General features: G+C 69.5%; 27 protein-coding genes. 11 read left to right on the top strand and 16 right to left on the bottom strand.

The window, feature by feature from the left end:
* Positions 1-20 precede the first annotated feature (20 nt).
* The 4 genes from mutM to radC form a co-directional block, all read right to left on the bottom strand.
* A complete protein-coding gene (gene mutM, locus ACGTNG_RS09530) occupies positions 21-857 on the bottom strand; it encodes a bifunctional DNA-formamidopyrimidine glycosylase/DNA-(apurinic or apyrimidinic site) lyase (RefSeq protein WP_394576786.1) in 837 nt (278 codons plus the stop codon).
* A gap of 94 nt (positions 858-951) precedes the next feature.
* A complete protein-coding gene (rpmG, locus tag ACGTNG_RS09525) occupies positions 952-1107 on the bottom strand; it encodes a 50S ribosomal protein L33 (RefSeq protein ID WP_071944136.1) in 156 nt (51 codons plus the stop codon).
* 24 nt (positions 1108-1131) lie between these two features.
* Positions 1132-1368 (bottom strand): 50S ribosomal protein L28, encoded by a 237-nt coding sequence (gene rpmB, locus ACGTNG_RS09520; RefSeq protein ID WP_040184989.1) that lies wholly within the window; start codon positions 1366-1368, stop codon positions 1132-1134.
* 370 nt (positions 1369-1738) lie between these two features.
* Complete coding sequence (gene radC / locus ACGTNG_RS09515; protein WP_394576785.1) at positions 1739-2413, bottom strand: RadC family protein; 675 nt, start codon at positions 2411-2413, stop codon at positions 1739-1741.
* Positions 2414-2524: 111 nt separating this feature from the next.
* Here radC and coaBC point away from each other — a divergent pair, with 111 nt between their 5' ends.
* The 5 genes from coaBC (at position 2525) to slmA (ending at position 7454) form a co-directional block, all read left to right on the top strand.
* A complete protein-coding gene (coaBC, locus tag ACGTNG_RS09510) occupies positions 2525-3865 on the top strand; it encodes a bifunctional phosphopantothenoylcysteine decarboxylase/phosphopantothenate--cysteine ligase CoaBC (protein ID WP_394576784.1) in 1341 nt (446 codons plus the stop codon).
* Between the two features lie 22 nt (positions 3866-3887).
* Positions 3888-4355 (top strand): dUTP diphosphatase, encoded by a 468-nt coding sequence (gene dut / locus ACGTNG_RS09505; protein WP_394576783.1) that lies wholly within the window; start codon positions 3888-3890, stop codon positions 4353-4355.
* Positions 4356-4386: 31 nt separating this feature from the next.
* Complete coding sequence (locus tag ACGTNG_RS09500; RefSeq protein WP_394576782.1) at positions 4387-5781, top strand: phosphomannomutase/phosphoglucomutase; 1395 nt, start codon at positions 4387-4389, stop codon at positions 5779-5781.
* Between the two features lie 41 nt (positions 5782-5822).
* Positions 5823-6740 carry an acetylglutamate kinase gene (gene argB, locus ACGTNG_RS09495; RefSeq protein WP_394576781.1) on the top strand — a complete coding sequence of 306 codons (918 nt, stop codon included), beginning with the start codon at positions 5823-5825 and terminating at the stop codon, positions 6738-6740.
* A 102-nt stretch (positions 6741-6842) separates the two neighbouring features.
* The gene (slmA, locus tag ACGTNG_RS09490; protein WP_394576780.1) at positions 6843-7454 is read left to right on the top strand and encodes a nucleoid occlusion factor SlmA; all 612 of its coding nucleotides are present in this window, start codon (positions 6843-6845) and stop codon (positions 7452-7454) included.
* 94 nt (positions 7455-7548) lie between these two features.
* On the opposite strand, the gene rpoH is transcribed toward slmA, so the two are convergent.
* The 4 genes from rpoH to ftsY form a co-directional block, all read right to left on the bottom strand.
* Entirely contained in the window at positions 7549-8415 is an 867-nt protein-coding gene (gene rpoH / locus ACGTNG_RS09485) for an RNA polymerase sigma factor RpoH (protein WP_394576779.1), read from the bottom strand.
* A 119-nt stretch (positions 8416-8534) separates the two neighbouring features.
* On the bottom strand, positions 8535-9506 hold the full coding sequence (gene ftsX / locus ACGTNG_RS09480; RefSeq protein WP_394576778.1) for a permease-like cell division protein FtsX: 972 nt from the start codon (positions 9504-9506) through the stop codon (positions 8535-8537).
* Positions 9503-10171 carry a cell division ATP-binding protein FtsE gene (ftsE, locus tag ACGTNG_RS09475; RefSeq protein ID WP_394576777.1) on the bottom strand — a complete coding sequence of 223 codons (669 nt, stop codon included), beginning with the start codon at positions 10169-10171 and terminating at the stop codon, positions 9503-9505. The genes ftsX and ftsE overlap by 4 nt, the downstream gene beginning before the upstream one ends.
* On the bottom strand, positions 10168-11520 hold the full coding sequence (gene ftsY, locus ACGTNG_RS09470; protein WP_394576776.1) for a signal recognition particle-docking protein FtsY: 1353 nt from the start codon (positions 11518-11520) through the stop codon (positions 10168-10170). Before ftsY ends, ftsE begins: the two co-directional genes overlap by 4 nt.
* Positions 11521-11610: 90 nt before the next feature.
* Here ftsY and rsmD point away from each other — a divergent pair, with 90 nt between their 5' ends.
* Entirely contained in the window at positions 11611-12261 is a 651-nt protein-coding gene (gene rsmD, locus ACGTNG_RS09465; protein ID WP_394576775.1) for a 16S rRNA (guanine(966)-N(2))-methyltransferase RsmD, read from the top strand.
* An 83-nt stretch (positions 12262-12344) separates the two neighbouring features.
* The gene (locus ACGTNG_RS09460; RefSeq protein ID WP_394576774.1) at positions 12345-12539 is read left to right on the top strand and encodes a cell division protein ZapB; all 195 of its coding nucleotides are present in this window, start codon (positions 12345-12347) and stop codon (positions 12537-12539) included.
* A 7-nt stretch (positions 12540-12546) separates the two neighbouring features.
* On the opposite strand, the gene rimI is transcribed toward ACGTNG_RS09460, so the two are convergent.
* The 7 genes from rimI to prfB form a co-directional block, all read right to left on the bottom strand.
* On the bottom strand, positions 12547-13011 hold the full coding sequence (gene rimI, locus ACGTNG_RS09455; protein ID WP_394576773.1) for a ribosomal protein S18-alanine N-acetyltransferase: 465 nt from the start codon (positions 13009-13011) through the stop codon (positions 12547-12549).
* A complete protein-coding gene (locus ACGTNG_RS09450) occupies positions 12998-13819 on the bottom strand; it encodes a hypothetical protein (RefSeq protein ID WP_394576772.1) in 822 nt (273 codons plus the stop codon). The genes rimI and ACGTNG_RS09450 overlap by 14 nt, the downstream gene beginning before the upstream one ends.
* The gene (locus tag ACGTNG_RS09445) at positions 13816-14127 is read right to left on the bottom strand and encodes a BolA family protein (protein ID WP_394576771.1); all 312 of its coding nucleotides are present in this window, start codon (positions 14125-14127) and stop codon (positions 13816-13818) included. The genes ACGTNG_RS09450 and ACGTNG_RS09445 overlap by 4 nt, the downstream gene beginning before the upstream one ends.
* Positions 14128-14203: 76 nt before the next feature.
* Positions 14204-15598, bottom strand: a complete 1395-nt coding sequence (locus ACGTNG_RS09440) for an MFS transporter (protein WP_394576770.1) — start codon at positions 15596-15598, stop codon at positions 14204-14206.
* Between the two features lie 94 nt (positions 15599-15692).
* A complete protein-coding gene (locus ACGTNG_RS09435; RefSeq protein ID WP_394576769.1) occupies positions 15693-16079 on the bottom strand; it encodes a hypothetical protein in 387 nt (128 codons plus the stop codon).
* 298 nt (positions 16080-16377) lie between these two features.
* Positions 16378-17916 (bottom strand): lysine--tRNA ligase, encoded by a 1539-nt coding sequence (lysS, locus tag ACGTNG_RS09430; protein ID WP_394576768.1) that lies wholly within the window; start codon positions 17914-17916, stop codon positions 16378-16380.
* Positions 17917-18025: 109 nt separating this feature from the next.
* Positions 18026-19121, bottom strand: a protein-coding gene (prfB, locus tag ACGTNG_RS09425) for a peptide chain release factor 2 (RefSeq protein WP_394577257.1) whose coding sequence is annotated in 2 segments (ribosomal slippage) — positions 18026-19048 and positions 19050-19121 — 1095 coding nt in all. Because the reading frame shifts where the segments join, the coding sequence is not laid out codon by codon here.
* A 244-nt stretch (positions 19122-19365) separates the two neighbouring features.
* Between prfB and ACGTNG_RS09420 the strand changes: the two genes are divergently transcribed.
* From ACGTNG_RS09420 to ACGTNG_RS09405, 4 genes are all read left to right on the top strand, one after another.
* Positions 19366-20943 carry a peptide ABC transporter substrate-binding protein gene (locus tag ACGTNG_RS09420; RefSeq protein ID WP_394576767.1) on the top strand — a complete coding sequence of 526 codons (1578 nt, stop codon included), beginning with the start codon at positions 19366-19368 and terminating at the stop codon, positions 20941-20943.
* A gap of 63 nt (positions 20944-21006) precedes the next feature.
* Positions 21007-21933 carry an oligopeptide ABC transporter permease OppB gene (gene oppB, locus ACGTNG_RS09415; protein WP_394576766.1) on the top strand — a complete coding sequence of 309 codons (927 nt, stop codon included), beginning with the start codon at positions 21007-21009 and terminating at the stop codon, positions 21931-21933.
* Positions 21923-22807 (top strand): ABC transporter permease subunit, encoded by an 885-nt coding sequence (locus tag ACGTNG_RS09410; RefSeq protein ID WP_394576765.1) that lies wholly within the window; start codon positions 21923-21925, stop codon positions 22805-22807. The genes oppB and ACGTNG_RS09410 overlap by 11 nt, the downstream gene beginning before the upstream one ends.
* A gap of 19 nt (positions 22808-22826) precedes the next feature.
* Positions 22827-24440, top strand: coding sequence for an ABC transporter ATP-binding protein (locus ACGTNG_RS09405; protein WP_394576764.1), 1614 nt, complete (start codon positions 22827-22829; stop codon positions 24438-24440).
* A gap of 82 nt (positions 24441-24522) precedes the next feature.
* Here the strand turns inward: ACGTNG_RS09405 and ACGTNG_RS09400 are convergent, their stop codons facing one another.
* Positions 24523-25914 carry an OmpP1/FadL family transporter gene (locus ACGTNG_RS09400; protein WP_394576763.1) on the bottom strand — a complete coding sequence of 464 codons (1392 nt, stop codon included), beginning with the start codon at positions 25912-25914 and terminating at the stop codon, positions 24523-24525.
* Positions 25915-25928 lie beyond the last annotated feature (14 nt).

Genomic DNA, 25928 nt, shown 5'->3' with positions numbered 1-25928 from the left:
CAGGGGGAAGAGAGGGTCATTCAGGTCTGGCACTGGCCGCAGAAGACGCTGGCCCGCTGGCCCAGGGTCACCAGGCGCAGCTCGGCGCCGCAGCGCCGGCAGGGCTCACCGTCGCGGCCGTAGACGTTGAGGCGCTGCTTGAAGTAGCCGGGCTCGCCGGTGCCACCGACGAAGTCGCGCAGGGTGGTGCCGCCCTGGGTGATGGCGGCCGCCAGCACCTCGCGCACCGCCGCCGCGAGGCGCTCGTAGCGCTCCCGGGCGATGCGACCGGCGGCCCGGCGCGGGTCGATGCCGGCCAGGAACAGCGCCTCGGCGGCATAGATGTTGCCCACGCCCACCACCACGGCGTTGTCCATCAGGAAGGGCTTCACCGCGAGGCGCCGGCGACGGGACATCTCGAAGAGCCGAGCGCCATCGAAGGCGTCCGACAGCGGTTCCGGCCCCAGTCGGGCGAGGCGCGCATCTGGCGCCGGGCCCTCGGCCAGCCAATCGACGAAGCCGAAGCGGCGCGGGTCGTGGTAGCGCAGGATGCCGCCATCGTCGAGCACCAGGTCGACGTGGTCGTGCTTCTTCGGCAGCTCGCCCAGGCGGGCGAGGCGCAGGCTGCCGGACATGCCCAGGTGCCAGAGCAGGGTGCCGGCCGAGCCGCCGGCGTCCGGAGTCGACAGCGGCACCAGCAGGTACTTGGCGCGGCGCGCGAGGGCGCCGATCCGCGCCCCGACAAGACGCTCGGCCAGGTCCGCCGGCACCGGCACGCGCAGGCGGGCCTGGCGGACGATCACCTCGGTGATCTCGCGACCCTCCACGTGAGGCGCGATGCCGCGGCGGGTGGTCTCAACTTCGGGCAACTCGGGCATGGTCTCGTCCGGAGAAGCGAGGATACGCAAGAACCCGACCATCGGGTCGGGTTCAGGCAGACAGGCTCGTACCTGCGGCGGAAGCGACCAAGGGTTACTTGATCTTGCCTTCCTTGTACATCACGTGCTTGCGGATCGTCGGATCAAACATCTTCTTCTCGAGCTTGTCCGGCGTATTCCGCTTGTTCTTGTCGGTGGTGTAGAAGTGGCCGGTACCGGCACTGGAAATCATTCGGATCTTGTCGCGCATGACGGATATCTCCCTGTGGAACGCTTAGACGGCTTCGCCGCGCTTGCGAATGTCGCCGAGCACCGCCTCGATGCCCTTCTTGTCGATGATGCGCATGCCCTTGGAGGAGACGCGCAGCTTGACGAAGCGCTTCTCGGACTCCACCCAGAAACGGTGGGAATGCAGATTCGGCACGAAACGACGGCGCGTCTTACGCTGGGAGTGTGAAACGTTGTTACCAGTCACCGGGCGCTTGCCGGTAACCTGACATACTTTGGACATGAGAGCCTCCAACCGCTTGGCCAGGTGTATAGACCTGAGTGTTCAAAACCTGTCGGGCAAACCGGGACGACCCCGTTGTCATTTGACCCAAGGGAATTCAAAGGCTGCACTTTATACCAGAGACCGCCACGGTCGGCAAGCGACGCAGCGATGATCCGATGGGGGCGTGGCATGGCCTGGCGACACCCGAGGGTGACGCGGCATACGGCGATGACAGGCGGGGACCCGTACCAAAGGGCCCAGCGCAACCGGTGCGGCATTATAGCGGCCCGCGCGCGTTTTTCCTATCACGATCCTCACCGACCAGGCTATCGAGGTAACACGACGGCGGGAGCTCTGGGAGCACGCCAGCGTGGATGACTCCCCTGCGCTACAGCCAGCCCCGCTCGGCGAAGGAGACCACTTCTCCGTCCCCCACCACGAAATGATCCAGCACGCGGATCTCGAACAGCGCGAGCGCCTCACGAAGTCGCTCGGTGATGCGCCGGTCGGCATCCGACGGCTCGGCCACCCCCGAGGGGTGGTTGTGGGCGAAGATCACCGCCCCGGCGCCCAGCGCCAGGGCGCGCCTGGCCACCTCGCGGGGATAGACCGAGGCGCTGTCCAGGGTGCCGCGAAACAGCGACTCGTAGCGGATCACCCGGTGCTGACTGTCAAGGAAGAGCGCGGCGAACTCCTCGTGGCCGAGGTGGCGAAGCTTGGCGGCGAGATAGGCGCGTACCAAGGTGGGCGAGGTCAGGGCGTGACCGCGCTCGAGCTGGCTCGCGAGGTGGCGCCGCGACAGCTCCAGGGTGGCCTGGAGCTGCACGAAGGTGGCGGTGCCGATGCCGCGCTCGGCACAGAATCGCGCCTGATCCGCCTCGAGCAGCGGTCGCAGGCCGCCGAAGGCCGAGAGCAGATCCCGCGCCAGGTCCACCGCCGAGCGGCCCGCCACCCCCACGCGCAGGAAGATGGCCAGCAGCTCCGCGTCGGAGAGCGCCTCCACGCCGAGGGTCAGCAGCTTCTCCCTGGGACGCTCCCCTTCCGGCCAGTCGCGAATCGACATCTCGGCCTCCCTGCCCGCCGTTCGTGGCTATCAGTGTAGTCGGGGCGGCGGCTACGCAAGGTCGGGCGCCGATGGTAAGGTATGAGGCCCGATTCCCGCTCGGATATCACCATGTCTTCACTGCCCGGCTCACGGCGCAGCGGCCGCCCGAATGCAGGCCACCCGTACGCGGGCCGCCGCATTCTGCTCGGCATCAGTGCCGGCATCGCCGCCTACAAGAGCGCCCAGCTCGCCCGCCTGCTCAAGCAGGCCGGCTGCGAGGTGCGCGTGGTCATGACCGAGGGCGCCCAGGCCTTCATCACCCCGCTGACGCTGCAGGCGCTCACCGGCGAGCCGGTGCGCACCTCCCTGCTCGACCCCGAGGCCGAGGCCGGCATGGGCCACATCGAGCTGGCCCGCTGGGCCGACACCATCCTGATCGCCCCGGCAACGGCCGACCTGATGGCGCGCCTCGCCCAGGGCCATGCCGATGACCTGCTGACCACCCTGTGCCTGGCGAGCGACGCCGAGACGGTGATGGCCCCGGCCATGAACCAGGCCATGTGGCGCCATCCGGCGACAAAGCGCAACGCCGACCGGCTCGTCCAGGATGGCTGGCGGCTACTGGGGCCGGACAGCGGCGACCAGGCCTGCGGCGACGTGGGGCCGGGGCGCATGCTGGAGCCCGAGGCGATCGTCGAGGCGCTGCTTTCCACGACGCCCGACGCCGCGCCCGCCATGGCGCCCGAGGCCACGCCCTCCTCCGTGGCGCCCGATGACGCGCCCGTCACGTCGCAGGAGGCCAACGGTCTGACCGTGATCATCACCGCCGGCCCCACCCGGGAGCCGCTGGATCCGGTGCGCTACCTCTCCAACCACAGCTCCGGCAAGATGGGCTACGCCCTGGCCGCCGCGGCGGCCTCGCTCGGGGCCCGAGTGCGGCTGATCAGCGGCCCGGTCGCCCTGCCCACCCCCGAGGGCGTGGAGCGCATCGACGTGGAGAGCGCCCGGGAGATGCACGAGGCCGCCCAGCGACTGGCCCCCGACAGCGATCTCTTCATCGGCTGCGCCGCCGTGGCCGACTACCGCGCCGAGACGGCTGCCGAGCACAAGATCAAGAAGGTCGACGGCGAGGACGGCCTCACCCTGCGCCTGGTCAAGAACCCCGATATCATCGCCGCGGTGGCGGCCCTGGCGGATCGCCCCTTCGTGGTGGGTTTCGCCGCCGAGACCCGCGACCTCGAGGCCTATGCTCGGGACAAGCTGACCCGCAAGGGGCTGGACCTGATCGTCGCCAACGACGTCTCCGATCCCGGGATCGGCTTCGGCACCGATCACAACGCCGCCCTGCTGCTGTGGCGAGACGGCCAGGCCGAGGGCCGCGAGGCACTCTCGCCCCAGCCCAAGGCCGACCTCGCCCTGGCGGTGATGCGCCGCGCCCTGGCCTGCCTGACGGCCCGCCACACCCCCTGACACCCCACCCCGAGGAGCCCCGATGTCTCTCGCCCCCGAACGCCCGCGTCTCGCCGTCAAGCTGCTCGATGAGCGCCTGCGCGACGTGATGCCCCGCTATGCCACCGACGGCTCCGCCGGCATGGACCTGCACGCCCTGCTCGATGCCCCGCTGACCCTGCAGCCCGGCCAGTGTGAGCTGATCCGCACCGGGCTCGCCATCCACATCGCCGACCCTGGCCTCGCCGGCATGATCCTGCCGCGCTCGGGCCTGGGCCATAAGCACGGCATCGTGCTGGGTAACCTGGTCGGCCTGATCGATTCCGACTACCAGGGCGAGCTGATGATATCCACCTGGAACCGCGGCCAGGCGCCCTTCACCCTCGAGCCCTTCGAGCGGCTGGCACAGTACGTGCTTGTGCCCGTGGTGCAGGCCGAGCTCGAGATCGTCGACGACTTCGACGAAAGCCATCGCGGCGACGGCGGCTTCGGCAGCTCGGGCCGGCACTGAGCCACTCGCACCCCCACAACGGATGGACCCCATGACCACAGAGACCGTACCCGCCTCGATCTTCCGCGCCTACGACATCCGCGGCATCGTCGACGACACCCTGACCGAGACCGGCGTCGAGCAGATCGGCCGCGCCATCGGCAGCGAGGCCCGCGCCCGCGGCGAATCCACCGTGGTCGTCGCCCGCGACGGACGCCTCTCCGGGCCACGACTGCTCGCGGCCCTGACCCGCGGCCTGACGTCGACCGGGTGCGACGTCATCGACGTCGGCATGGTCCCCACCCCGGTGCTCTACTTCGCCACCCACGTGCTCGAGGGCACCGCCTCCGGCGTGATGGTCACCGGCAGCCACAACCCGCCGGACTACAACGGCTTCAAGATCGTGCTCGGCGGCGAGACGCTCTCCGGCGAGGCGATCACCGCGCTGCACACCCGCCTCGCCACGGGCGATCTCGCCGAGGGCGAGGGCCAGACGCGCCAGGAAGACGTGCGCGAGGACTACCTCGCCCGAATCCTCGGCGACGTGACGCTTTCCCGGCCGCTCAAGGCGGTGGTCGACTGCGGCAACGGCGTGGCCGGCGAGCTCGGCCCGGCACTGGTCGAGCGTCTCGGCGCCGAGACGGTGCCGCTGTTCGCCGAGATCGACGGCACCTTCCCCAACCATCATCCGGATCCGGGCAAGCCCGAGAACCTCGAGGACCTGATCCGTACCGTGCAGGAGACCGGTGCCGACATCGGCCTGGCCTTCGACGGCGACGGCGACCGCCTCGGCGTGATCACCCCGAGCGGCAAGCTCATCTACCCCGATCACCTGCTGATGGCCTTCGCCGAGGACATGCTGTCGCGCAACCGCGACGCCCGCGTGATCTTCGACGTCAAGTGCACCGGCAACCTGACCCGGGTGATCGAGGAAGCGGGCGGCACGCCCGAGATGTGGCGCACCGGCCACTCGCTGATCAAGGCACGCATGAAGGAGACCGGCGCGGCGCTTGCCGGCGAGATGAGTGGCCACATCTTCTTCCAGGAGCGCTGGTACGGCTTCGACGACGGCCTCTACGCCGCGGCGCGGCTGCTCGAGATCCTCGCGAAGCAGCCCGAGACCCAGGACGCCGATGCCTTCTTCGCCCGCTATCCCCAGGATCTGGGCACCCCCGAGATCAACATCGCCGTGACCGACGAGACCAAGTTCGCCCTGGTGGACCGGCTGGCGCGGGAGGGCGACTTCGGCGACGACGGCATCAAGACCACCCTGGACGGCATCCGCGTCGACTACCCGGACGGCTGGGGGCTGTGTCGCGCCTCCAACACCACGCCGGTGCTGGTACTGCGCTTCGAGGGCAAGGACGAGGCGGCGCTCACGCGCATCCGCGCCCGTTTCGCCGACGCCCTCACTCAGGTGTCGCCCGAGCTCGAGCTGCCCCTCTGAGGGGCGGCTCGCCACACGAAACAGGACAGGGAACCCGACCGATGACCGAACAGACCCGCGACCCGCGCCAGGTGGTGGAGGTGCTCTCCGAGGCGCTGCCCTACATCCAGCGCTTCTCCGGCAAGACCGTGGTGGTGAAGTACGGCGGCAATGCCATGACCGAGGACACCCTGATCGACTCCTTCGCCCGCGACATGGTGCTGATGAAGGAGGTCGGCATCAATCCGGTGGTGGTGCACGGCGGCGGCCCGCAGATCGGCGACCTGCTCGCCAAGCTCAACATCGAGTCGCGCTTCGTCAACGGCATGCGGGTCACCGACGCCGAGACCATGGACGTGGTGGAGATGGTGCTGGGCGGGCTGGTCAACAAGGGCATCGTCAACCTGATCAACCAGTCCGGCGGCAAGGCGATCGGCCTGACCGGCAAGGACGGCGCCCAGATCCGCGCTCGTCAGCTCAAGGTGGAGCACCAGAGCCCGGAGATGACCGCGCCGGAGATCATCGACATCGGCCACGTCGGCGAGGTGGAGCATATCTCCACCGACCTGATCGAGATGCTCGCCGCCCGCGACTTCATCCCGGTCATCGCCCCCATCGGGGTCGATGCCAAGGGGCGCAGCTACAACATCAACGCCGATCTGGTGGCCGGCAAGGTGGCCGAGGCCCTGGACGCCGAGAAGCTGATGCTGCTGACCAACGTGGCCGGCCTGATGAACGCCGAGGGCGAGGTGCTCACCGGCCTGACCACCGGCCAGGTGGACGCCCTGATCGCCGACGGCACCATTCACGGCGGCATGCTGCCGAAGATCCGCTGCGCCCTGGAGGCCGTGAAGGGCGGCGCCAAGAGCGCCCACATCATCGACGGCCGCGTGCCCCACGCCACCCTGCTGGAGATCTTCACCAACGCAGGGGTCGGCACCCTGATCACCGACGAGCCGCAGGAGCCCGGCGAAAGCTGAGCCCCGCATCCCATCCGCTTGAGCCAGCCGCCAAGAGCTGGCCTTGCGAGCCGCGCCCCACGGGGCCGGCCCGATCCACCCGACCGACAAGAACATAACGACATGACGCAGGAAACCCACACCCCCAGCCGCCGCGAGCAGATCCTGCAGGGCCTGGCGCTGATGCTGGAGGAAGACAGCGGCAAGCGCATCACCGTGGCCGCCCTGGCCCGCCAGGTCGGCGTCTCGGAGGCGGCGCTCTATCGCCACTTCCCGAGCAAGGCGCGAATGTTCGAAGGCCTGATCGAGTTCATCGAGGAGAGCCTCTTCGAGCGCATCGGCCGGATCCTCGAGGAGGTGCCCGAGGCGGTGCCACGCTGCGGCCAGATCCTCACCCTGGTGCTGGCCTTCGCCGAGAAGAACCCGGGCCTCTCGCGCCTGCTCGGCGGCGACGCCCTGACCGGCGAGACGGCGAGGCTACGCCTTCGCATCCATCAGCTCTTCGAACGCCTGGAGACCCAGCTCAAGCAGGTGCTGCGCGAGGCCGAACTGCGCGAGGGGCGCCGCCCCGCCCTGCCGGTCTCCGCCGCCGCCAACCTGATGCTGGCCCAGCTCGAGGGCCAGATCTCGCGCTACGTGCGCAGCGACTTCCGCCACCGCCCCACCGAGCACTGGGACGACCAGTGGCCGCTGCTCTCGGCGCAGCTCTTGCGCCCCGCGACGCAGACGGCCTGACCCGCGCCCGCACGTCCTCGCGGCATAACGCACGAAGCCCCGGCCAATGGCCGGGGCTTCGTCGTCGGGCTCGAAGGAAAGCGCCGGGCAGGGATCAGGCCGCCAGGGCGTCGCCGATCTGCTGACGGATCTTCTTCATGGCGTTCTTCTCGAGCTGGCGGATGCGCTCGGCGGAGACGCCGTAGACGTCAGCCAGCTCGTGCAGGGTGGCCTTGCCATCGCCGAGCCAGCGGCGCTGCAGGATATCCCGCGAGCGCTCGTCGAGGGCCGCGAGGGCCGTCTGCAGGCGCTGGGTGGCGTCCTGCTCCCAGTCGCTGTCCTCGAGCTGGGTGGCCGGGTCGGCACTGGCGTCGTCGAGGAAGTGCACCGGCGCCTGGTAGGCGGACTCGTCGTCCTCACCGGGTGAGGCATCGAAGCCGGCGTCGTGGGCCGACAGGCGGCCCTCCATCTCGCGCACCACCTCGGGCTTGACGTCCAGATCCTTGGCGATCGCATCGACCTCATCGCTGTTCAGCCAGGCCAGGCGCTTCTTGGCGCCGCGCAGGTTGAAGAACAGCTTGCGCTGGGCCTTGGTGGTGGCGATCTTGACGATGCGCCAGTTCCGCAGCACGAACTCGTGGATCTCGGCCTTGATCCAGTGCACGGCGAAGGAGACCAGCCGCACCCCCTGGTTCGGATCGAAGCGCTTGACGGCCTTCATCAGGCCGACGTTGCCCTCCTGGATCAGGTCCGCCTGAGGCAGGCCGTAGCCGGAATAGCTGCGGGCGATGTAGACGACGAAGCGCAGATGCGACAGCACCAGACGGCGAGCCGCCTCCAGGTCCCCCTCGTCGTGCAGCCGGAAGGCGAGATCTCGCTCCTCTTCGACGGTCAGCATGGGGATGCCGTTGACCGCCTGGATGTAGCCGTTCAGGTCATGACCCGGGGAGAGTTGCCCCACCGGCAGAAGACTGGTGCTCATGTGCAGGTTGTCTCCTTCGAAGCCCATAGTGCTGTACGTGATCGCTGACTACGACGATAAAAGCCGTTGAAAGTTCCAAATATGCTCGCATATAGCGAGGAATCACCCGGCCACTTGCTTCAGCGAGGCCGGATCTCCGCCAGGTGCCGATTGACGGCCAGCCAGGCACCCAGCCAGCCAAGAAGTGTACTACAGCCCAGCAGTATTGTAGACCCTTCGCCCCCCAGCCGCGGCAGGGCGAAACTGGCGCCGTAGCTGGCCGCCAGGGCGGAGACCGGGGCCGCCAGCCAGTCGCTGCCGAGGCTCAATAGTCCCCAGGCGAGCAGGCCGCCGCCGAGGCCGAACCAGGCGCCGCTGTAGAGGAAGGGGCGCCGCACGAAGGCGTGGGTGGCACCGATCAGGGTGACCACCTCGATCTCCTGGCGACGGCTCTCCACGGCCAGCCGAATGGTGTTGCCCACCACCAGCAGCACGCCGAGCGCGAACAGCACGCCGAGTGCCAGGGTGACACGCTGGCCCAGCGCGGCGAGGTGGCGCAGGCGCTCCAGCCAGGCGAGGTCCAGGCGCACCTCGTCGACACCGGGCACGGCCGCCAGGCCGTCGGCGAGCCGGCGCACCGCCGCGGGATCGGCATCGGCGGGGCGCACCACGACGCTGGCCGGCAGCGGGTTCGTCTCGAGCCGCGCCAGGGCGTCCTCGAGCCCCAGCGCCTGCTGGAACTCGGCCATGCCCTCGGCGGCGGTGATCAGCCGGGTGGACGCCACGCCCGACTGGGCGGCCAGGGCCTGCTCGATGCGCCCGGCCTCGGCCTCGCCGACCCCCTCCTCCAGGTAGGTGGTGAGGGTGGCGCTCTGCTCCAGCTGGGCATCGAGCAGGCGGGCGCTGTCGAGGGTCAGCCACAGGCCGGCCGGCAGCACCAGGGCGATGGCGATGGCCAGCATGGTCAGCAGGCTGCCCAGGGGCCGGCGCAGCAGCCGGCGCGCGCTGTCGACGGCCATGGCGCGGTGGTGACGGGCCCAGGCGCGCCAGCGCAGGGCGTTTCTCGGCCGGTGCGTGCGGGCGCCGCGGGGCGACGGCTCGGGACGACTCATGCGATCTCCTCGTCGGCCACCAGGCGGCCCTCGCTCAGCCGCAGGGTGCGGTGGCGCAGCCGGGCGATCAGCGCCAGGTCGTGACTGGCGACCATCACCGTGGTGCCGATGCGGTTGAAGTCCTCGAACAGCCCCATGATGTCGGCGGAGAGCTGGGGGTCGAGGTTGCCGGTGGGCTCGTCGGCCAGCAGCAGCGCCGGCTTGTTGACCACCGCCCGGGCGATGCCCACCCGCTGCTGCTCGCCGCCGGAGAGCTCGATGGGCAGGGCCGCCTCGCGATGCAGCAGGCCGACCTTGTCGAGCGCCGCCCGCACCCGGCGAGCGGCCTCGCGGCGCTCGATGCCCTGGATCTCCAGCGGCAGCGCCACGTTGTGGTAGATCGAGCGGTCGAAGAGCAGCTGATGGTCCTGGAAGACCACCCCGATCTGGCGGCGATAGAAGGGAATCTGGCTGTGGTGCAGGCGATCGATGTCGTGGCCCGCCACCCGCACACGGCCGCGACTGGGCCGTTCCAGGCGCATGATCAGCCGCAGCAGCGAGCTCTTGCCCGCCCCGGAGTGACCGGTCAGGAAGACCATCTCGCCGCGGCATACGCGGAAGTCGATGTTGGCGAGCGCATCATAGCGCCCTCCATAGCGCTTGCCGACGTGCTCGAAGGCTATCATGACGCGGGCGTGTCCTGGTCCCGGTCGAACAGGGCATCGACGAACTCGCGCGCCACGAAGGGACGCAGGTCATCCAGCCCCTCGCCGACGCCGATGAAGCGGATCGGCGTGCCGAGCTGGCGCGCCAGGGCGAAGATGATGCCGCCCTTGGCCGTGCCGTCGAGCTTGGTCAGGGTCACGCCGGTGATCGGCACCGCCTCGTGGAAGGTCGAGGCCTGGGCCAGGGCGTTCTGCCCGGTGCCGGCGTCGAGCACCAGCATCACCTCGTGGGGGGCGCTGCCGTCGATCTTGCCCATCACGCGATGGACCTTCTTCAGCTCCTCCATCAGGTGCGCCTTGTTGTGCAGGCGCCCGGCGGTATCGGCGATCAGCACGTCGACCCCGCGCGCCTTGGCCGCCGAGAGCGCATCGAAGATCACCGAGGCGCTGTCGGCGCCGGTGTGCTGGGCGATCACCGGCACGTCGTTGCGCTCGCCCCACACCTTGAGCTGCTCCACGGCGGCGGCGCGGAAGGTATCGCCGGCGGCCAGCATCACGCTGCGTCCCTCGCGCTGGAAGCGCTGGGTCAGCTTGCCGATGGTGGTGGTCTTGCCCACGCCGTTGACGCCGATCACCAGGATCACGAAGGGCCCCTCGCCCTTGGGCGGCAGGGCCAGGGGCTCGGTGACCGGCTCGAGGCTCGCCGCCAGCTCCTCCTGCAGGGCACGGTAGAGCGCCTGGGGATCCTTGAGCTCCTTGCGCGAGACGCGATCGGCGAGCCGGTCGATGATCTCGGTGGTGGCCTCGATGCCCACGTCCGCCATCAGCAGCTGGGTCTCGAGCTCCTCCATCAGATCGTCATCGATCTGCTTGCGCCCCATGAAGAGGTCGGCGAGGCCATCGGTAAGGTTGGCGCGCGTCTTGCCGAGCCCGTCGCGAATGCGCGCGAACCACCCCTTCTTCTCGCTGACCGGCTTCTCCTGCAGGGCAGCGGGCGACTGAGCCTGAGCCGGCTCGGGTTCGGGTTCGGGTTCGGGTTCGGGTTCGGGTTCGAGAACAGGCTCGGACACGACCTGCTGCGCCGCTTCTTCCGCGGGCTCCTCAGGGGTGGGCTCGGGGCTGGGCTCAGCGTGAGGCTCGGCCGCGATCGTCTCCTCGGCGACGGGCGGCTGCTCGGCGTCGGGTGCGGTCTCGGTGGACGCCTCGCGGGATGCCTCTGCCGCGGACGCTTCCGGGGCCGTGGCGGACTCGGCTTCCTCGAGCGCGGTCTCGTCTGCTAGCGCGTCCTCGTCCGACCGGCGCTCGGCCTCCTGTTCCGGTGTCGTCTGCTGCTGTTCCTGCTTCTTCTTGCGCTTGAGAAAACCGAACATGGGGGGATCACGCCTCACGGATGAACGAATCGCCTCATCCTACCATTGCGCACCATGACTGTGGACAAGCCGGCGGTTACAATCCGCTCCATGACACGTCGCGCCTCCTCCTCCCGCAAGCCCCGCCGACCGGGCCCGGCCGCCTCGACCAGGGGCCCCGGGAAGCTACGCCTGATCGGCGGCGACTTCCGCCGCCGCCAGCTCCCCGTGCTCGACCACCCTGGGCTTCGCCCCACGCCCGACCGGGTGCGCGAGACGCTCTTCAACTGGCTCACCGCCGCCGTGCCCGGGGCGAGGGCGCTCGACCTCTTCGCCGGCACCGGGGCGCTCGGCCTCGAGGCCCTGTCGCGCGGCGCCCGGGAGGCGGTGTTCGTCGAGGCCGACGCCAGGGTGGCCCGCCAGCTGGCCGACAACCTCGACACCCTGGGCGCCAGCGAGCGCGCCACGCTGATGACCACCGAGGCCCAGGCGTTCCTCGCCGGCACCGCCGCCCCCTTCTCGCTGGTCTTCCTCGATCCGCCCTTCCACCGGGACCTCGCCGCCGACTGCTGCGCGGCGCTGGAGACCGGCGGCTGGCTCGACGAGGAGGCCTGGATCTACCTCGAGACCGAGTCCTCGCTGGAACCGGCCGTACCAGCCACCTGGCAGCCGCATCGCGAGGTGCGGGCCGGCGACAGCACCGGGCGGCTCTATCGGCGCCGGCCGGCCGAGAGCCAGTCGCCCGACGGCGACGGTTGCTGAGCCCCCGCCGCGGGGTTACGCTGCCGTAAGGAGAATCCCCACCGGGCGCGGCCCGACCAGCAGGACGTAGTCAGGAGAACAGGATGAGCATCGAACTCTTCAACCAGCTCGAACAGAAGGTCACCAGCGCCGTCGAGGCCCTGGAGTTGATGAGGATGGAAGCCGAGGAGCTGCGCGAGGAAAACGCTCGCCTGAAGCAGGAGCGCGAGGAGTGGGAGCGTCGCCTCTCCAGCCTGCTGGGCAAGTTCGAGGAAGTCGAGACAACCGCGACCAGCTGAGGCGGGATCAGGCCAGCGGGAGCGACATCAGCAGCGCGTCTTCCCGTTCACGGCCGGCGAGCGGCGGATAGTAGCCGCGGCGCCGGCCGTCCTCGTTGAAGCCGGCGCGCCGGTAGAGCCCGGTGGCCGGCGCATTGCTCGCCCGCACCTCCAGCAGCAGGCGCTCGACGCCCCACCCCCTCGCCGTCTCGATCACCGCCTCGAGCAGCCGGCCTGCCAGCCCCTGGCGGCGCTGATCGCCGGCCACCAGGATGGCCTGCAGCTCCGCATCGAAGGGCAGTCGCACCACCACCGCATGCCCCACCAGCCGTTCGTCCTGCTCGACGCCGATGACCCGTGCCTCGGGATCGGCCAGCGCGGCCTCGAGCTGGCGCGGCGTCCAGGGATCACCCTGGCCGGCCTGCTCCAGGGCCGTCAGCGCCGCCAGGTCGTCGATCCCCAACGGGCGTAGCGTCGCCTCAGCCAGGCACATGGCCCGCCTCCCAGGCGTGGCGCCAGTCGGCCATCCGCGGCCAGAGTGCGCGCTTGGCCGCGGCGCTGCCGGCAAGCGACTCCAGGGCAGGACCCTGCCAGGCCGGCAGCGCCAGCAGCGGGCAGTGGGCATCGACCAGGGCGAGCAGCTCATCGAGGACGGGATCATCGCCGAACACCAGCAGACGTTCCGGCACCCAGCCGCGCCGTCGCCGGCCGGCCAGGAAGGCCTGGAGCCCCTCCCGAGCCTCCTCGAGGGGCGCCTCCACCGGCAAACCCTCCACCTGCGGCCAGCGGAAGGCTTCGAAGGCCGGCATCTGCTCGGGCACCACGCCGGCGGCCTGCAGCAGGTGGCGCAGAAGTCGCACCTCGGTGGCGCCCGGGGCCGCCTCCTGGGGCAGCAGGATCAGCCAGCGGCCATCGAGGCAGGCCACCTGCAGGGTGAAGCGCAGTGCCTCTCCTGCGCGCTGCACGGGACGCGTCGCGGCCACTTCGGAAGCGGCCTCCGCCTCGGCGGCGGGCACCATGTCACCGAGCAGGGCCCGCGCCTTGCCGGGGCCGGCCGGCGGTCGCTGGGGCGGCTCCGGCTCGACGGGCGCCTCCCGGGGCGTGGCGACCTGGGTCTGGGCGGCCTCGTCGAGCAGGGCGTGCAGGCGCTCGCCCGGCGGCGGGGGCGTCGCGGCCTCCCGCTCGGGCGAGGCCCACTCACACTCCGGCGTGGGCAGGGCATTGGGCAGGCGGTAGCGGGAGACCCAGGCCGTCAGGCCCATGGCCTCCAGGTACTGCAGGCGCTGAGGCTCCGGCGTCACGAGGTGCTGCCGCCCCGGCAGTCTGGGGAGTCGGGGCGCGACCGGGCGCTGGCCTGCCACTCCTCGGGCGTGTAGAGGTGCAGGGCCAGGGCGTGCACCGGACCCGCCAGCTCATCGGCGAGCAGCGCGTAGAGCTGCTGGTGGCGCTTGACCGGCATCAGCCCCTCGAAGCGGCGAGCGACCAGGGTGACCTTGAAGTGCGTCTCCGAATTCGCCGGTACGTTGTGCCGGTGGCTCTCGTTCTCCACCGCCACGAAGTCGGGCTCGAGGGCCTTGAGCTTGGCTTCGATGGTGTCCTGGATGCTCATTGTCGACGTCTCGATACTGGGTGAGTGAGAGGGCCATTGTACGCCTTCCGCGCGGGTCCGACGACGTCCGCCGCGATCAGGTCCGGCGCGCCTCGCGCTGCGCCCGCCCGGCCAGGCCGACCCGCGAGAGGCTCGCCAGAAGCGACAGCACGCAGGCCCCGGCACCGGCCCAGAGCGTCGCCTGCACCGGAGCGCCGGCGGCCAGGAAGGCGCCGACCAGGGCGACCCCGAGGGACTGCCCCACCGTGCGGGTGGTGCTCATCACCCCGGAGGCCCGGGCGCTGCGCTCGCGGGGCACGCTCGCCATCATCTCGCGGTTGTTGGGGGGCTGGAAGAGCCCGAAGCCCATGCCGCAGAGCGCCGTGCGCCACAGGCTGTCGGCGAGGCCCGCCTCGGCGTCCAGCCCGGCCAGCGCCGCCAGGCCCAGCAGCAGCAGGACGAGGCCGGCACTGGAGAGCAGGCTCGGGTTGACCCGGTCGGCGAAGCGGCCGGCCAGCGGCCCCACCACCATGATCGCCAGCGGCCAGGGGGTGAACATCCAGGCGGTCTGCAGCGGCGTGAAGCCCATCTCCTGCTGATAGAGGAAGGAGAGCGCCACGAAGGCCAGCCCCTGCCCCACGAAGGCCAGCCCCGAGGCGCAGACCGCCAGCGAGAAGCGGCGCTCGGCGAACAGCGACAGCGGCAGCAGCGGATGGCGCGCGCGCTGCTGGCGCCGCAGGAAGAGCCCGGCACTGAGCGCACTGCCCCCGAGCCAGGCGAGCACCTGCCAGCCGGGCACGCCGTGCCCGGCGCCGTCGAGGCCCAGGAAGAGCCCGGCCATCATGGCCACCGCGAACAGCGCCCCGCGCCAGTCGAAGTCCTCCCGGCGACCCGGCTCACGCGGCAGGGCCCGCCAGGCCAGGCTGGCGGCGCAGAGCCCCAGCGGCACGTGCAGGGCGAAGAGCCACGGCCAGTGAGCCACCGAGAGCACCAGCCCGCCGATCGTCGGCCCCGCCGCATAACCGCCGGCCACCACTAGGGCGGAGAGCCCCAGGGCGCTGCCGAGCAGCCGCGAGGGGAATATCGAGCGATAGAGCGACGGCCCAATGGAGAGCGTCGCCGCCGCGCCGAGCCCCTGCAGGCCGCGGAACAGCAGCAGGGTCGTGAGGTCGCGGGACAGGGCGCTGCCGAGTGCGGCCAGGGTGAAGAGCGCCACCCCGGCGGTGTAGAGGCGATAGCGCCCGACCCGTTCGCTGAGCGCGGCGAAGACCAGCAGGAAGGCGGCACAGACCACCTGGAAGAGGTTGGTGACCCACACCACCCGGGAGGGCGAGGCCGCGAGGTCGGCGGCGATGGTGGGCAGGGCGATGTTGACCATGGTGGTGTCCACCACCGCCATCAGGGTCCCGAGGATCAGGGCCAGCACCGCCAGGCGCCGCTCCGGGCCCGGCAGGCCGTCGTCGCCGGGACGGGTCGCGAAGAGTCGACTCATCCTGTTTCCGTCGCTAGGAGTTCCATAAAACGAAAACCGGCCGAAGCCGGTTTCTCGAGGCCGCCGTCATCAATATGACGGCTCGACCGACGCCTCAGTCCTGGTCGGTCTCCAGCAGCAGGGCGTCGTCGACCTCGGAGATCTCCAGCGCCGCCTCGTTGTCCAGGTCGATGGCCAGGTAGCTGTGCTCGACCTGCAGGAAGCGCTGGAAGAGCGCCCAGTCCAGGGCCTCGGGCCACTGGCGCTCGTCCTCTTCCCAGGCGCGCAGCTCGGTCTCGAGGATCTCGAGGAAGCGCTCGCGTACGAAGCCCTCCAAAGCCTCGGGTGTGTCCATCTCCGGGATCAGGTAGACGGTGCTTTCGCGTTCGACGTCGGCCAGGGTCAGGTCGTCCCCGTCCATGGTGGGTTCGAGCGCATTGATCCAGTCCACGAAGTGCCGGGTCGGCCTGACGCTCAGGGCGGAGCGGTTGAGCAGTTTCATCACGGTCTCCTCGACGTCGAAACGACGGTCATTATGGGCGCTTGGGGCGCCCCTTACCAACACTTCCGGTCAGCGACCTACTCGAGCCAGGCTGGTCCGGAGGCAGGTCTACGAGGAGGCGCTGCAAACCCTTCCCTGGGCGCTACCGACGCCCTGCGTCGCTCTCGCGTCCTGCTCCGCTTGCAGGGCCGGTGCTGGCCATCCATGGCCAGCCCGTTCGAAGCCATGCTTCTCACCCCTGGCGTAGGACCTCCTCTTCGACCTACCTCCGTCCCCGTTCAACTCAACGCCTCGCCCGTTAATCGACTTCCGGACGCATGGCGGGGAACAGCAGGACGTCGCGGATCGAGGCGCTGTCGGTGAACAGCATCACCAGCCGATCGATGCCGATGCCCTCGCCGGCGGTCGGCGGCAGGCCGATTTCCAGGGCGCGCACGTAGTCGGCGTCGTAGTACATCGCCTCCAGGTCGCCGGCCTCCTTCTCCGCGGCCTGGGCGGCGAAGCGCTCGGCCTGGTCCTCGGCGTCGTTGAGCTCCGAGAAGCCGTTGGCGATTTCGCGGCCGCCGACGAAGAACTCGAAGCGCTCGGTGACGAAGGGGTCGCTGTCCTTGCGGCGCGCCAGCGGGCTCACCTCGGTGGGGTACTCGGTGATGAAGGTCGGCTGCTGGAGGCGGTGCTCGACGGTCTTCTCGAAGATCTCGATCTGGATCTTGCCCAGCCCCCAGCCGTCCTTGACGTCGATGTCCAGGCGCTCGGCGATCTGGCGGGCGGCCGCCTCGTCGGCCAGGGCCTCGGCGTGGATGTCCGGATTGAACTCGAGGATGGCGTCGAACACGGTGATGCGGCGCAGCGGCTGGCCGAAGTCGTACTCGAAGGTCTCCAGCACCTCGCCCTCGGCGTTGCGCACGGTGTTGACCACCGTGGTGGTCCCCAGCACCTTCCGGGCCACGCTGCGCAGCATCTCCTCGGTGAGGTCCATCAGGTCATGATGATTGGCATGGGCCTGGTAGAACTCGATCATCGTGAACTCGGGGTTGTGCCGGGTCGACAGCCCCTCGTTGCGGAAGTTGCGGTTGATCTCGAAGACCTTCTCGAAGCCCCCCACCACCAGGCGCTTGAGGTAGAGCTCCGGGGCGATGCGCAGGTACATGTCGATGTCCAGCGCGTTGTGGTGGGTGACGAAGGGCCGGGCCGTGGCGCCGCCGGGGATCGGCTGCAGCATCGGCGTCTCGACCTCCATGAAGCCACGATCCTCGAAGAAGCGGCGCATGGCGCTGATCACCCCGGCGCGGGCCTCGAAGACCCGGCGCGAATCGGGGTTCACGATCAGGTCGACGTAGCGCTGGCGATAGCGCGCCTCCAGGTCGGTCAGGCCGTGGAACTTGTCGGGCAGCGGGCGCAGGCTCTTGGTGAGCAGCTTGGCCTCGACCATCATCACGTAGAGATCGCCCTTGCCCGACTTGTGCACCGGACCGCGGGCGGCCACGATGTCGCCGATGTCCCAGCCCTTGACGTCCTCGAGCACCTCGGCCGGCAGCCCCTTCTTGTCGACGTAGAGCTGGATCGTGCCGGAGGGGTCCTGGATGACCAGGAAGGGCCCGCGCTTGCGCATGATGCGCCCGGCCACGGCGGCCTGGCGACCCAGGGTCTCCAGCTCGGCCTTGTCCTGGTCGCCGAGCTCGGCGTCGAGCTCGGCCGCCAGGCTGTCGCGGCGGAAATCGTTGGGGAAGGCGCTCGCGCCGGTGTCGGCGGCCAGTGCGCGGCGCGCGGCCAGCTTGGCACGGCGCTCGGCGATCAGGCGGTTCTCGTCGTTCTGCGGGGAGTCCGGGTGGGCCATGTCGCTACCTGTGGCGTCGCGGCCTCACCAGAGGCCGCTACGGTGAAAAAGAGTGGTCGTCGCACCGCGCACCGCACGAGCATCGCCCGGTGCGCGGCAGGGCAAGGGCTCAGAGCCCCTGTTTCAGGCTGGCTTCGATGAACTGATCCAGATCGCCGTCCAGCACCTTGTCGCAGCTGCTCGACTGCACGCCGGTGCGCAGGTCCTTGATGCGCTGGTCGTCCAGCACGTAGGAGCGGATCTGGCTGCCCCAGCCGATGTCGGCCTTGGAGTCCTCGGCCTCCTGCTTGGCCGCATTGCGCTTCTGCATCTCGTGTTCCCACAGCTTCGCCTTGAGCTGCTTCATGGCGAAGTCGCGGTTGGCGTGCTGGCTGCGCTGGCTCTGGCAGGCCACCACGATGCCGGTGGGCTCGTGGGTGATGCGCACGGCGGAGTCGGTGGTGTTGACGTGCTGACCGCCGGCGCCGCTGGAGCGGTAGGTGTCGGTGCGCAGGTCCGAGGGATTGATCTCGACCTCGAAGCTGTCGTCCACCTCCGGGGAGAGGAACACCGAGGCGAACGAGGTGTGGCGGCGACCGCCGGAGTCGAAGGGACTCTTGCGCACCAGGCGGTGCACCCCGGTCTCGGTGCGCAGCCAGCCGAAGGCGTAATCGCCCTGGATATGCACCGAGGCCGACTTGATGCCCGCCACGTCGCCGGCCGAGACCTCGATGATCTCCGCCTTGAAGCCGTGATGCTCGGCCCAGCGCAGGTACATGCGCAGCAGGATATTGGCCCAGTCCTGGGCCTCGGTGCCGCCGGAGCCCGCCTGGATGTCGAGGTAGGCGTTGTTCTCGTCCATCTCGCCGGAGAACATGCGCCGGAACTCGAGCTTGGCGAGGCTCGCCTGCAGGCCGTCAAGCTCCTTCTGGACCTCGGCGACGGTGCCCTCGTCCTCCTCCATCTCGGCCAGCTCCAGCAGGTCCCGGCTATCGCCCAGGCCCTGGTCGAGTTCGTCGATGGTGGCGACGATGGTCTCCAGCGTCGCCCGCTCCTTGCCGAGCTTCTGGGCGTAGTCGGGGTCGCTCCAGACGTTGGGGTCCTCGAGCTCGCGGGTGACTTCCTCTAGCCGATCCTTCTTCTCGGCATAGTCAAAGATACCCCCTCAGGACGTCTGTCCGCTCAGACAGGTCCTTGATGAGGTTGTGGATGGCATTGGTTTCCAGCATGGGCTCGCTCGCCTGAATCTGCAGTGGAAAGACGGCCGCCACGGCGGCGCGGAAAAGGGGGCTATTGTAGCGAAACCGGGCCGCAGCGACCATCCTCCCGGGCCCTCGACACGAGGCGGTATCGAATTCATGGATGAGATCATGCGCAATTTCGAATAGACCGCGACCGCCGGCTTGGACATGGTGAGGCCATGGCCCAAACGGCCGGAACTCCACACAATCACAAGCAACGGAGTGCATCATGATCACGCCCCGCCTCGCCGCCGGCTCTCTGCTGCTGGCCGCCACCTGCCTCGCCCTGCCCGCCAGCGCCGAGACCCTGCGCCTCGCCATCATGGGCGAGCCCGCCTCCCTGGATCCGCACAAGATCAGCGGCACCTGGGAGAACGACGTGGTCGGCGACCTCTTCGAGGGGCTGGTCACCGAGGCCGCCGATGGCGCACGCATTCCCGGCGTCGCCGAGTCCTGGGAGATCGCCGAGGACGGCACCACCTACACCTTCACGCTGCGCGAGGATGCCGCCTGGTCGGACGGCACCCCGGTGACCGCCGATGACTTCGTCTTCGCCTTCCGCCGCATCCTCGATCCCGCCACCGCCGCCAGCTACGCCTACCTGCTCTATCCGGTGAAGAATGCCGAGGCGGTCTACGGCGGCGAGGCCGAGCCGAGCGCGCTGGGCATCGAGGCGCTCGACCCGCACACCCTGCGTATCACCCTGGAGCGCTCCACCCCCTACTTCCTCGACCAGTTGGCCCACTACACCGCCTACCCGGTGCCCCGGCACGCGGTAGAGGAGCACGGCGACGACTGGTCCAGCCCCGAGCACATGGTCTCCAACGGCGCCTTCGCCCTGCAGGAATGGCAGTCCCAGACCCGCATCGAGGCCACGCGCAATCCGCACTTCCACGACGCCGAGAACGTCGCCCTGGACGAGGTGATCTACTTCCCCATCGAGGAGCGCAACACCGCCCTGAACCGCTTCCGCGCCGGCGAGATCGACATCGCCCGGGAATTCCCGACCCAGCAGTACGCCTGGCTCCAGGAGAACCTGCCGGAGGCCGTGCAGGTGGCCCCCTACCTCGGCATCTACTACTACGCCTTCAATACCCGGGACGGCCGCGCCACCGCCGACCCGCGGGTGCGCGAGGCGCTGAGTCTGGCGGCGCGCCGCGAGGTGATCACCGACCAGATACTGGGCACCGGCGAGCAGCCCGCCTACGGCTTCGTGCCGCCCAACGTGGCCCATTACGAGGGGGCGGAGCTCGACTTCGCCGAGTTGAGCCAGGAGGAGCGCCTCACCCGCGCCCGCGCGCTGATGGCAGAGGCCGGCTACGGCCCGGACAACCCGCTCGAGCTACAGCTTCGCTACAACACCAGCGAGGACCATCGCAAGGTCGCCATCGCCCTGGCCGCCATGTGGAAGCCGCTGGGCGTCGAGGTGGAGCTCTACAACGCCGAGGTGGCGGTCCACTATGCCGACATCCGCCAGGGCGACTTCGACGTGGCCCGGGCCGGCTGGATCGGCGACTACAACGACGCCCAGAACTTCCTGAGCCTGCTGGAGGGCGGCGTCGCCAACAACTACGGCGCCTACCAGAACGACGCGTTCGACGCCCTGATGGACCGGGCCGCCGAGACCCAGGACACCGACGCCCGCGCCGAGCTGATGGCCGAGGCCGAGGCGCTGGCGCTGGCCGACAACGCCACCCTGCCCCTCTACTACTACGTCTCGCGCAACCTGGTGAGTCCCGCGCTGAGCGGCTGGCAGACCAACATCGAGGACATCCACCGCTCGCGCTGGATCGACATCGAGGACTGACCCGCCCCTCCCCACCGTTGCGACCTTTCCCGGGGCATGAGTCCCGGGAAGCGAGGCCCCGTCATGCTCCGCTATACCCTGACTCGCCTGCTGCAGGCGATTCCGACGCTGTGGATCGTCATCACCCTGTCGTTCTTCCTGATGCACCTGGCCCCGGGCGGCCCCTTCGACGGCGAGCGCCAGCTCCCGCCGGAGATCGAGGCCAACCTGCTGGCCACCTATCACCTGGACGAGCCGGTATGGCAGCAGTACCTGATCTACATGGGTAACCTGCTGCAGGGCGATCTCGGCCCCTCCTTCAAGTACAAGGACTTCACCGTCACCGAGCTGGTCACCCAGGGCTTTCCGGTGAGCCTCGAGCTCGGCCTTTGGGCCATCGGCCTGGCGCTGCTGATCGGCCTGCCGCTGGGGGTGATCGCCGCGCTCAAGCGCAACTCCACCGTCGACTACCTGGTGATGGGGACCGCCCTTGCCGGCGTGGCGGTCCCCAATTTCGTGATCGCCCCGCTGCTCGCGCTGGTGTTCGGCGTCTTCCTCGGCTGGCTTCCGGTGGGCGGCTGGAACGACGGCGCCTGGCCCAACCTGGTGCTGCCGGTGGTGGCGCTGTCGATCCAGCAGATCGCCTACATCGCACGCATGATGCGCGCCAGCATGATCGAGATCCTCGGCAGCCACTTCATCCGCACCGCCCGCGCCAAGGGGCTGACGGAGACCGAGGTGATCCTGCGACACGCCCTGCGCCCGGCGATGCTGCCGGTGGTCTCCTACCTGGGCCCCGCTATCGCCGGCATCATCACCGGCTCCGTGGTGATCGAGCAGATCTTCGGCATCCCGGGCATCGGCCGCTACTTCGTGCAGGCCGCCCTCAACCGCGACTACACCCTGGTGATGGGCACGGTGGTGTTCTACGGCGCGCTGATCGTGCTCCTCAACCTGCTCGTCGACCTGCTCTACTCGGCCCTGGACCCGCAGATCCGCTATGACGACTGATACCGCTCTCTCGACCCCCGACATCGCCGGCGACAGCCTGGCCCGAGAGGCCTGGCGCCGGCTCCGGCAGAATCGCGCCGCCACCGCCAGCCTGGCGCTGCTGGCCCTGGTCGCCCTGGCCTGCATCGCCGGCCCCTGGCTGACGCCCTGGGCGCTGGACGAAGTAGACTGGAACGCCTTCCTCACCGCCCCGAACGTCGAAGACGGCCACTACGCCGGCACCGACGCCAACGGCCGCGACCTGCTCACCCGGGTGCTCCACGGCGGGCGCGTGTCGCTCTCCGTGGCGCTGGTGGCGACCTTCGTCTCGCTGGTGATCGGCGTGCTCTACGGCGCCGTCGCCGGCTACCTGGGCGGACGCGTCGACACCCTGATGATGCGCTTCGTTGACATCATGTACTCGCTGCCCTTCATGTTCCTGGTGATCCTGCTGATGGTGGTGTTCGGCCGCAACATCCTGCTGATCTACGCCGCCATCGGCGCCGTGGAGTGGCTCGACATGTCGCGCATCGTGCGGGGCCAGGTGCTGGCGCTGAAGCGCCGAGAGTTCGTCGAGGCCGCCCAGGCGCTGGGCGTTCGCCGCCACACCATCGTCACCCGCCACCTGATCCCCAACGCCCTCGGCCCGGTGATCGTCTACGTCACCCTCACCGTGCCCAAGGTGATCCTGCTGGAGAGCTTCCTCTCCTTCCTGGGGCTCGGCGTGCAGGAGCCGCTGACCAGCTGGGGCGTGCTGATCAGCGAGGGCAAGGACATGATGGAGACGGCGCCCTGGATGCTGCTGGTGCCCTCCGCCTTCCTGGCGACGACCCTGTTGTGCCTCAACTTCCTGGGCGACGGCCTGCGCGATGCCCTCGACCCCAAGACCCGTTAACGACCCGCAAGGAGGCTCCATGTCACAGCCACTGCTCGAGACCGATCGCCTGCGGGTCGACTTCGACCTGCCCGGCGGCAGCGTCGCCGCCGTCAAGGACCTCAGTTTCACCGTGCGCGAAGGCGAGACCCTGGCACTCGTCGGCGAGTCCGGCTCCGGCAAGTCGGTCTCCTCCACCGCCGCCCTGGGCCTGCTGCCGGCGCTCGCCCGGCCCTCCGGCGCCATCCGCTGGCACGGCGGGGCGGGCGACGAGGACCTGCTGCGGGTGCCGCCCAAGCGCCTGCGCCAGATCCGCGGCAACGAGATCTCGATGATCTTCCAGGAGCCCATGACCTCGCTGAACCCGCTGCACCGAGTGGGCCGCCAGATCATCGAGGTGCTCGCCAAGCACACTGCGCTGCGTGGCCGTGCCGCCCGGGCGCGCGCCCTCGACCTGCTCGAGCAGGTGGGTCTCCCCGAGCCCGAGCGGCGCCTGGCGAGCTACCCCCACGAGCTCTCCGGCGGCCAGCGCCAGCGGGTGATGATCGCCATGGCGCTGGCCTGCGAGCCGAAGCTCTTGATCGCCGACGAGCCGACCACGGCACTGGACGTCACCGTCCAGGCGCAGATCCTGACCCTGCTCAAGGACCTGCAGCGCCGCTACGGCATGGCGATACTCTTCATCACCCATGATCTGGGCATCGTGCGCCACTTCGCCGATCGGGTCTGCGTGATGCGCCGCGGCGAGCGGGTGGAGAGCGGCGAGACCGCCGTCCTCTTTGCCGAACCGCAGCACGCCTATACGCGCATGCTGATCGACGCCGAGCCCCACGGGCGCAAGGCGCCGGTGCCGACCGACGCCCCGCTGCTGCTCGAGGCCCGGGACGTGCGGGTGCGCTTCCCCCTCAAGAGGCACCTCTTTCGGCCAGCCGAATACTTCGAGGCGGTGCGCGGCATCGATCTGGCGATCCGCCGGGGGCAGACGGTAGGCATCGTCGGGGAATCCGGCTCCGGCAAGTCGACCCTGGGCCGTGCCCTGCTGCGCCTGCTCGAGAGCCGAGGCGAGATCCGCTTCGGCGACACCGCCCTCGAGGGCCTGGACAGCGGCGGCATGCGCCCGCTGCGTTCGCGGATGCAGGTGGTCTTCCAGGACCCGTTCGGCTCGCTGTCGCCGCGCATGACGGTGGGCGAGATCGTCGGCGAGGGCCTGCGGGTGCACGCCCCGGAACTCGGTCGCCGCGAACGGGACGCCCGCGTCCAGGAGGCGCTCGACGATGTCGCCCTCGACCCGACGATGCGCCACCGCTACCCCCACGAGTTCTCGGGCGGCCAGCGCCAGCGCATCGCCATCGCCCGCGCCCTGGTGCTCAAGCCGGAGTTCCTGCTGCTCGACGAGCCCACCTCGGCGCTGGACCGCTCGGTGCAGGCCACGGTGATCGCTCTGCTGCGCGACCTGCAGGAGCGGCACGGCCTCACCTACCTGTTCATCAGCCACGATCTCGCCGTGGTGCGGGCCCTGGCCGACAACGTGCTGGTGATGAAGGACGGCGCGGTGGTCGAGCAGGGCGATACCGAGGCGCTGTTCCAGGCGCCCCGCGAGGCCTACACCCGGGAGCTGATGCGGGCGGCCTTCCTCGAGGAGGCGGCCGCCTGAGCCCTGCCCGAACGCGAAGCCCCCGGCCAGTGGCCGGGGGCTTAAGGGTCATACCAGAAGGGTCATGCAGGAGAGGCAGCGCTCAGAAGCGGTAGTCCACCGAGAGGGCGAAGACGTCCGCCTCCACCTCGTAGTCACCGGAGAGGTTGCCCTTGGATTCGTTCTCGTTACCGATAGCTGCGCGCTGATCGATGCCGCCATCATCGGCGAAGACGTGCATGTAGCCGGCGGTGATGCCGAGCTCGGGGCTGGGCATCCAGGTAGTGCCGAAGGTCGCCCACTGGCGATCGGCGTCCGGCACCCGAGGGGTGCGGAACTCGGCGCTCGGCACCGGGCTCTCGTCGATGCCCAGGCCGGCACGCAGCAGCCACTGCTGGTTCAAGGCGTAGTTGGCGCCCACCGAGAAAGCCCAGGTGTCGTCCCAGTTCTCCGTGGTGGTGCTGTTCGTTCCGTCCTCGAATTCGACCACCAGCTCGTCGAAGCTGCTCCACTCGGTCCACTCGGCGTTGGCCATCAGCGCCAGCCGATCGGTCAGCTGGTGATAGACGCCCAGGTTCAAGTTGGCCGGGGTGGTCAGATCGGCGGTGCCACCACCATCCCGCAGGCGCCCCTGGGCCTGCGCGCCCTCAAGCACCTGCTGGCCGGTAGCATTGTCCGAACTGTAAGCGACCTCGCCATCCAGCGTCAGGTCGATCTCGGAACGGTAGCTCGCGCCGATGCGCGTCTTGTCGGTGACCTGGAAGAGCGCCCCCAGGGTGTAGCCGTAGCCCCAGTCGTCGCCGGTGACCTCGGCAAAGCCATCAGCACGCCCGGCCTGGGAACTCAACGCTTGGGCTTGGGCCAAATTCCCCTGTTCCTGTGCAGTTCTTGCTCCGAGGGAGGCAAGGTCCAAGGAATTGGAGAGCGTCGCATCTGCATACTGCGCCCTCAAGCCAACGGCCAGGTTGAGCCGCTCCGAGGCCCGATAGTTAAGCGTCGGCTGGAAATCGATGGTCTTCAGTTCGGTCTCCACGGCATGGTAGCGGCCGATCCAGTCCTCGTCGTACTTGGTGGAGAGGCCGTAGGGCGCATAGATGGCCAGGCCCAGGTCGAACTGCTCGTTGAGCTGCGTCTTGGCAGCGAAGCTCGGCACCACGGCCGACTCGCCACCTTGGCGTGAACCACCCAGATCATAATCGGCACCCCCGAGGCTGGTCGCCTCGGCATCCTGAAGTTCGAAGCTGGCATCGATATAGGCCACCCCGCCGGCGACCTGGCTGCCGTCGATGTTGCCGATAGCGGCCGGGTTGTAGGCCATGAAGCTGACGTCCTCGGCACCGGCGGTGGCGTTGGACAGGGCATTGGCGAGGGTCTTGGCGCTCTGTTCACGCACCTGGAAGCCGGAGGCGGCCGCCTGGCCGGCGATCAGCGCCGTGGAGGCGAGGGCGATGGCAATGGTCAGCCGATTGACGTGATGGGGCATATGGCGAGGCATCCCTTTTCCGATGG

This window comes from Halomonas sp. B23F22_3 (genome assembly GCF_043496965.1).
Classification (GTDB): domain Bacteria; phylum Pseudomonadota; class Gammaproteobacteria; order Pseudomonadales; family Halomonadaceae; genus Halomonas.
The sequence above is the reverse complement of the archived record's forward strand: the minus strand, read 5'-3'. Positions and strand labels throughout refer to the sequence as shown.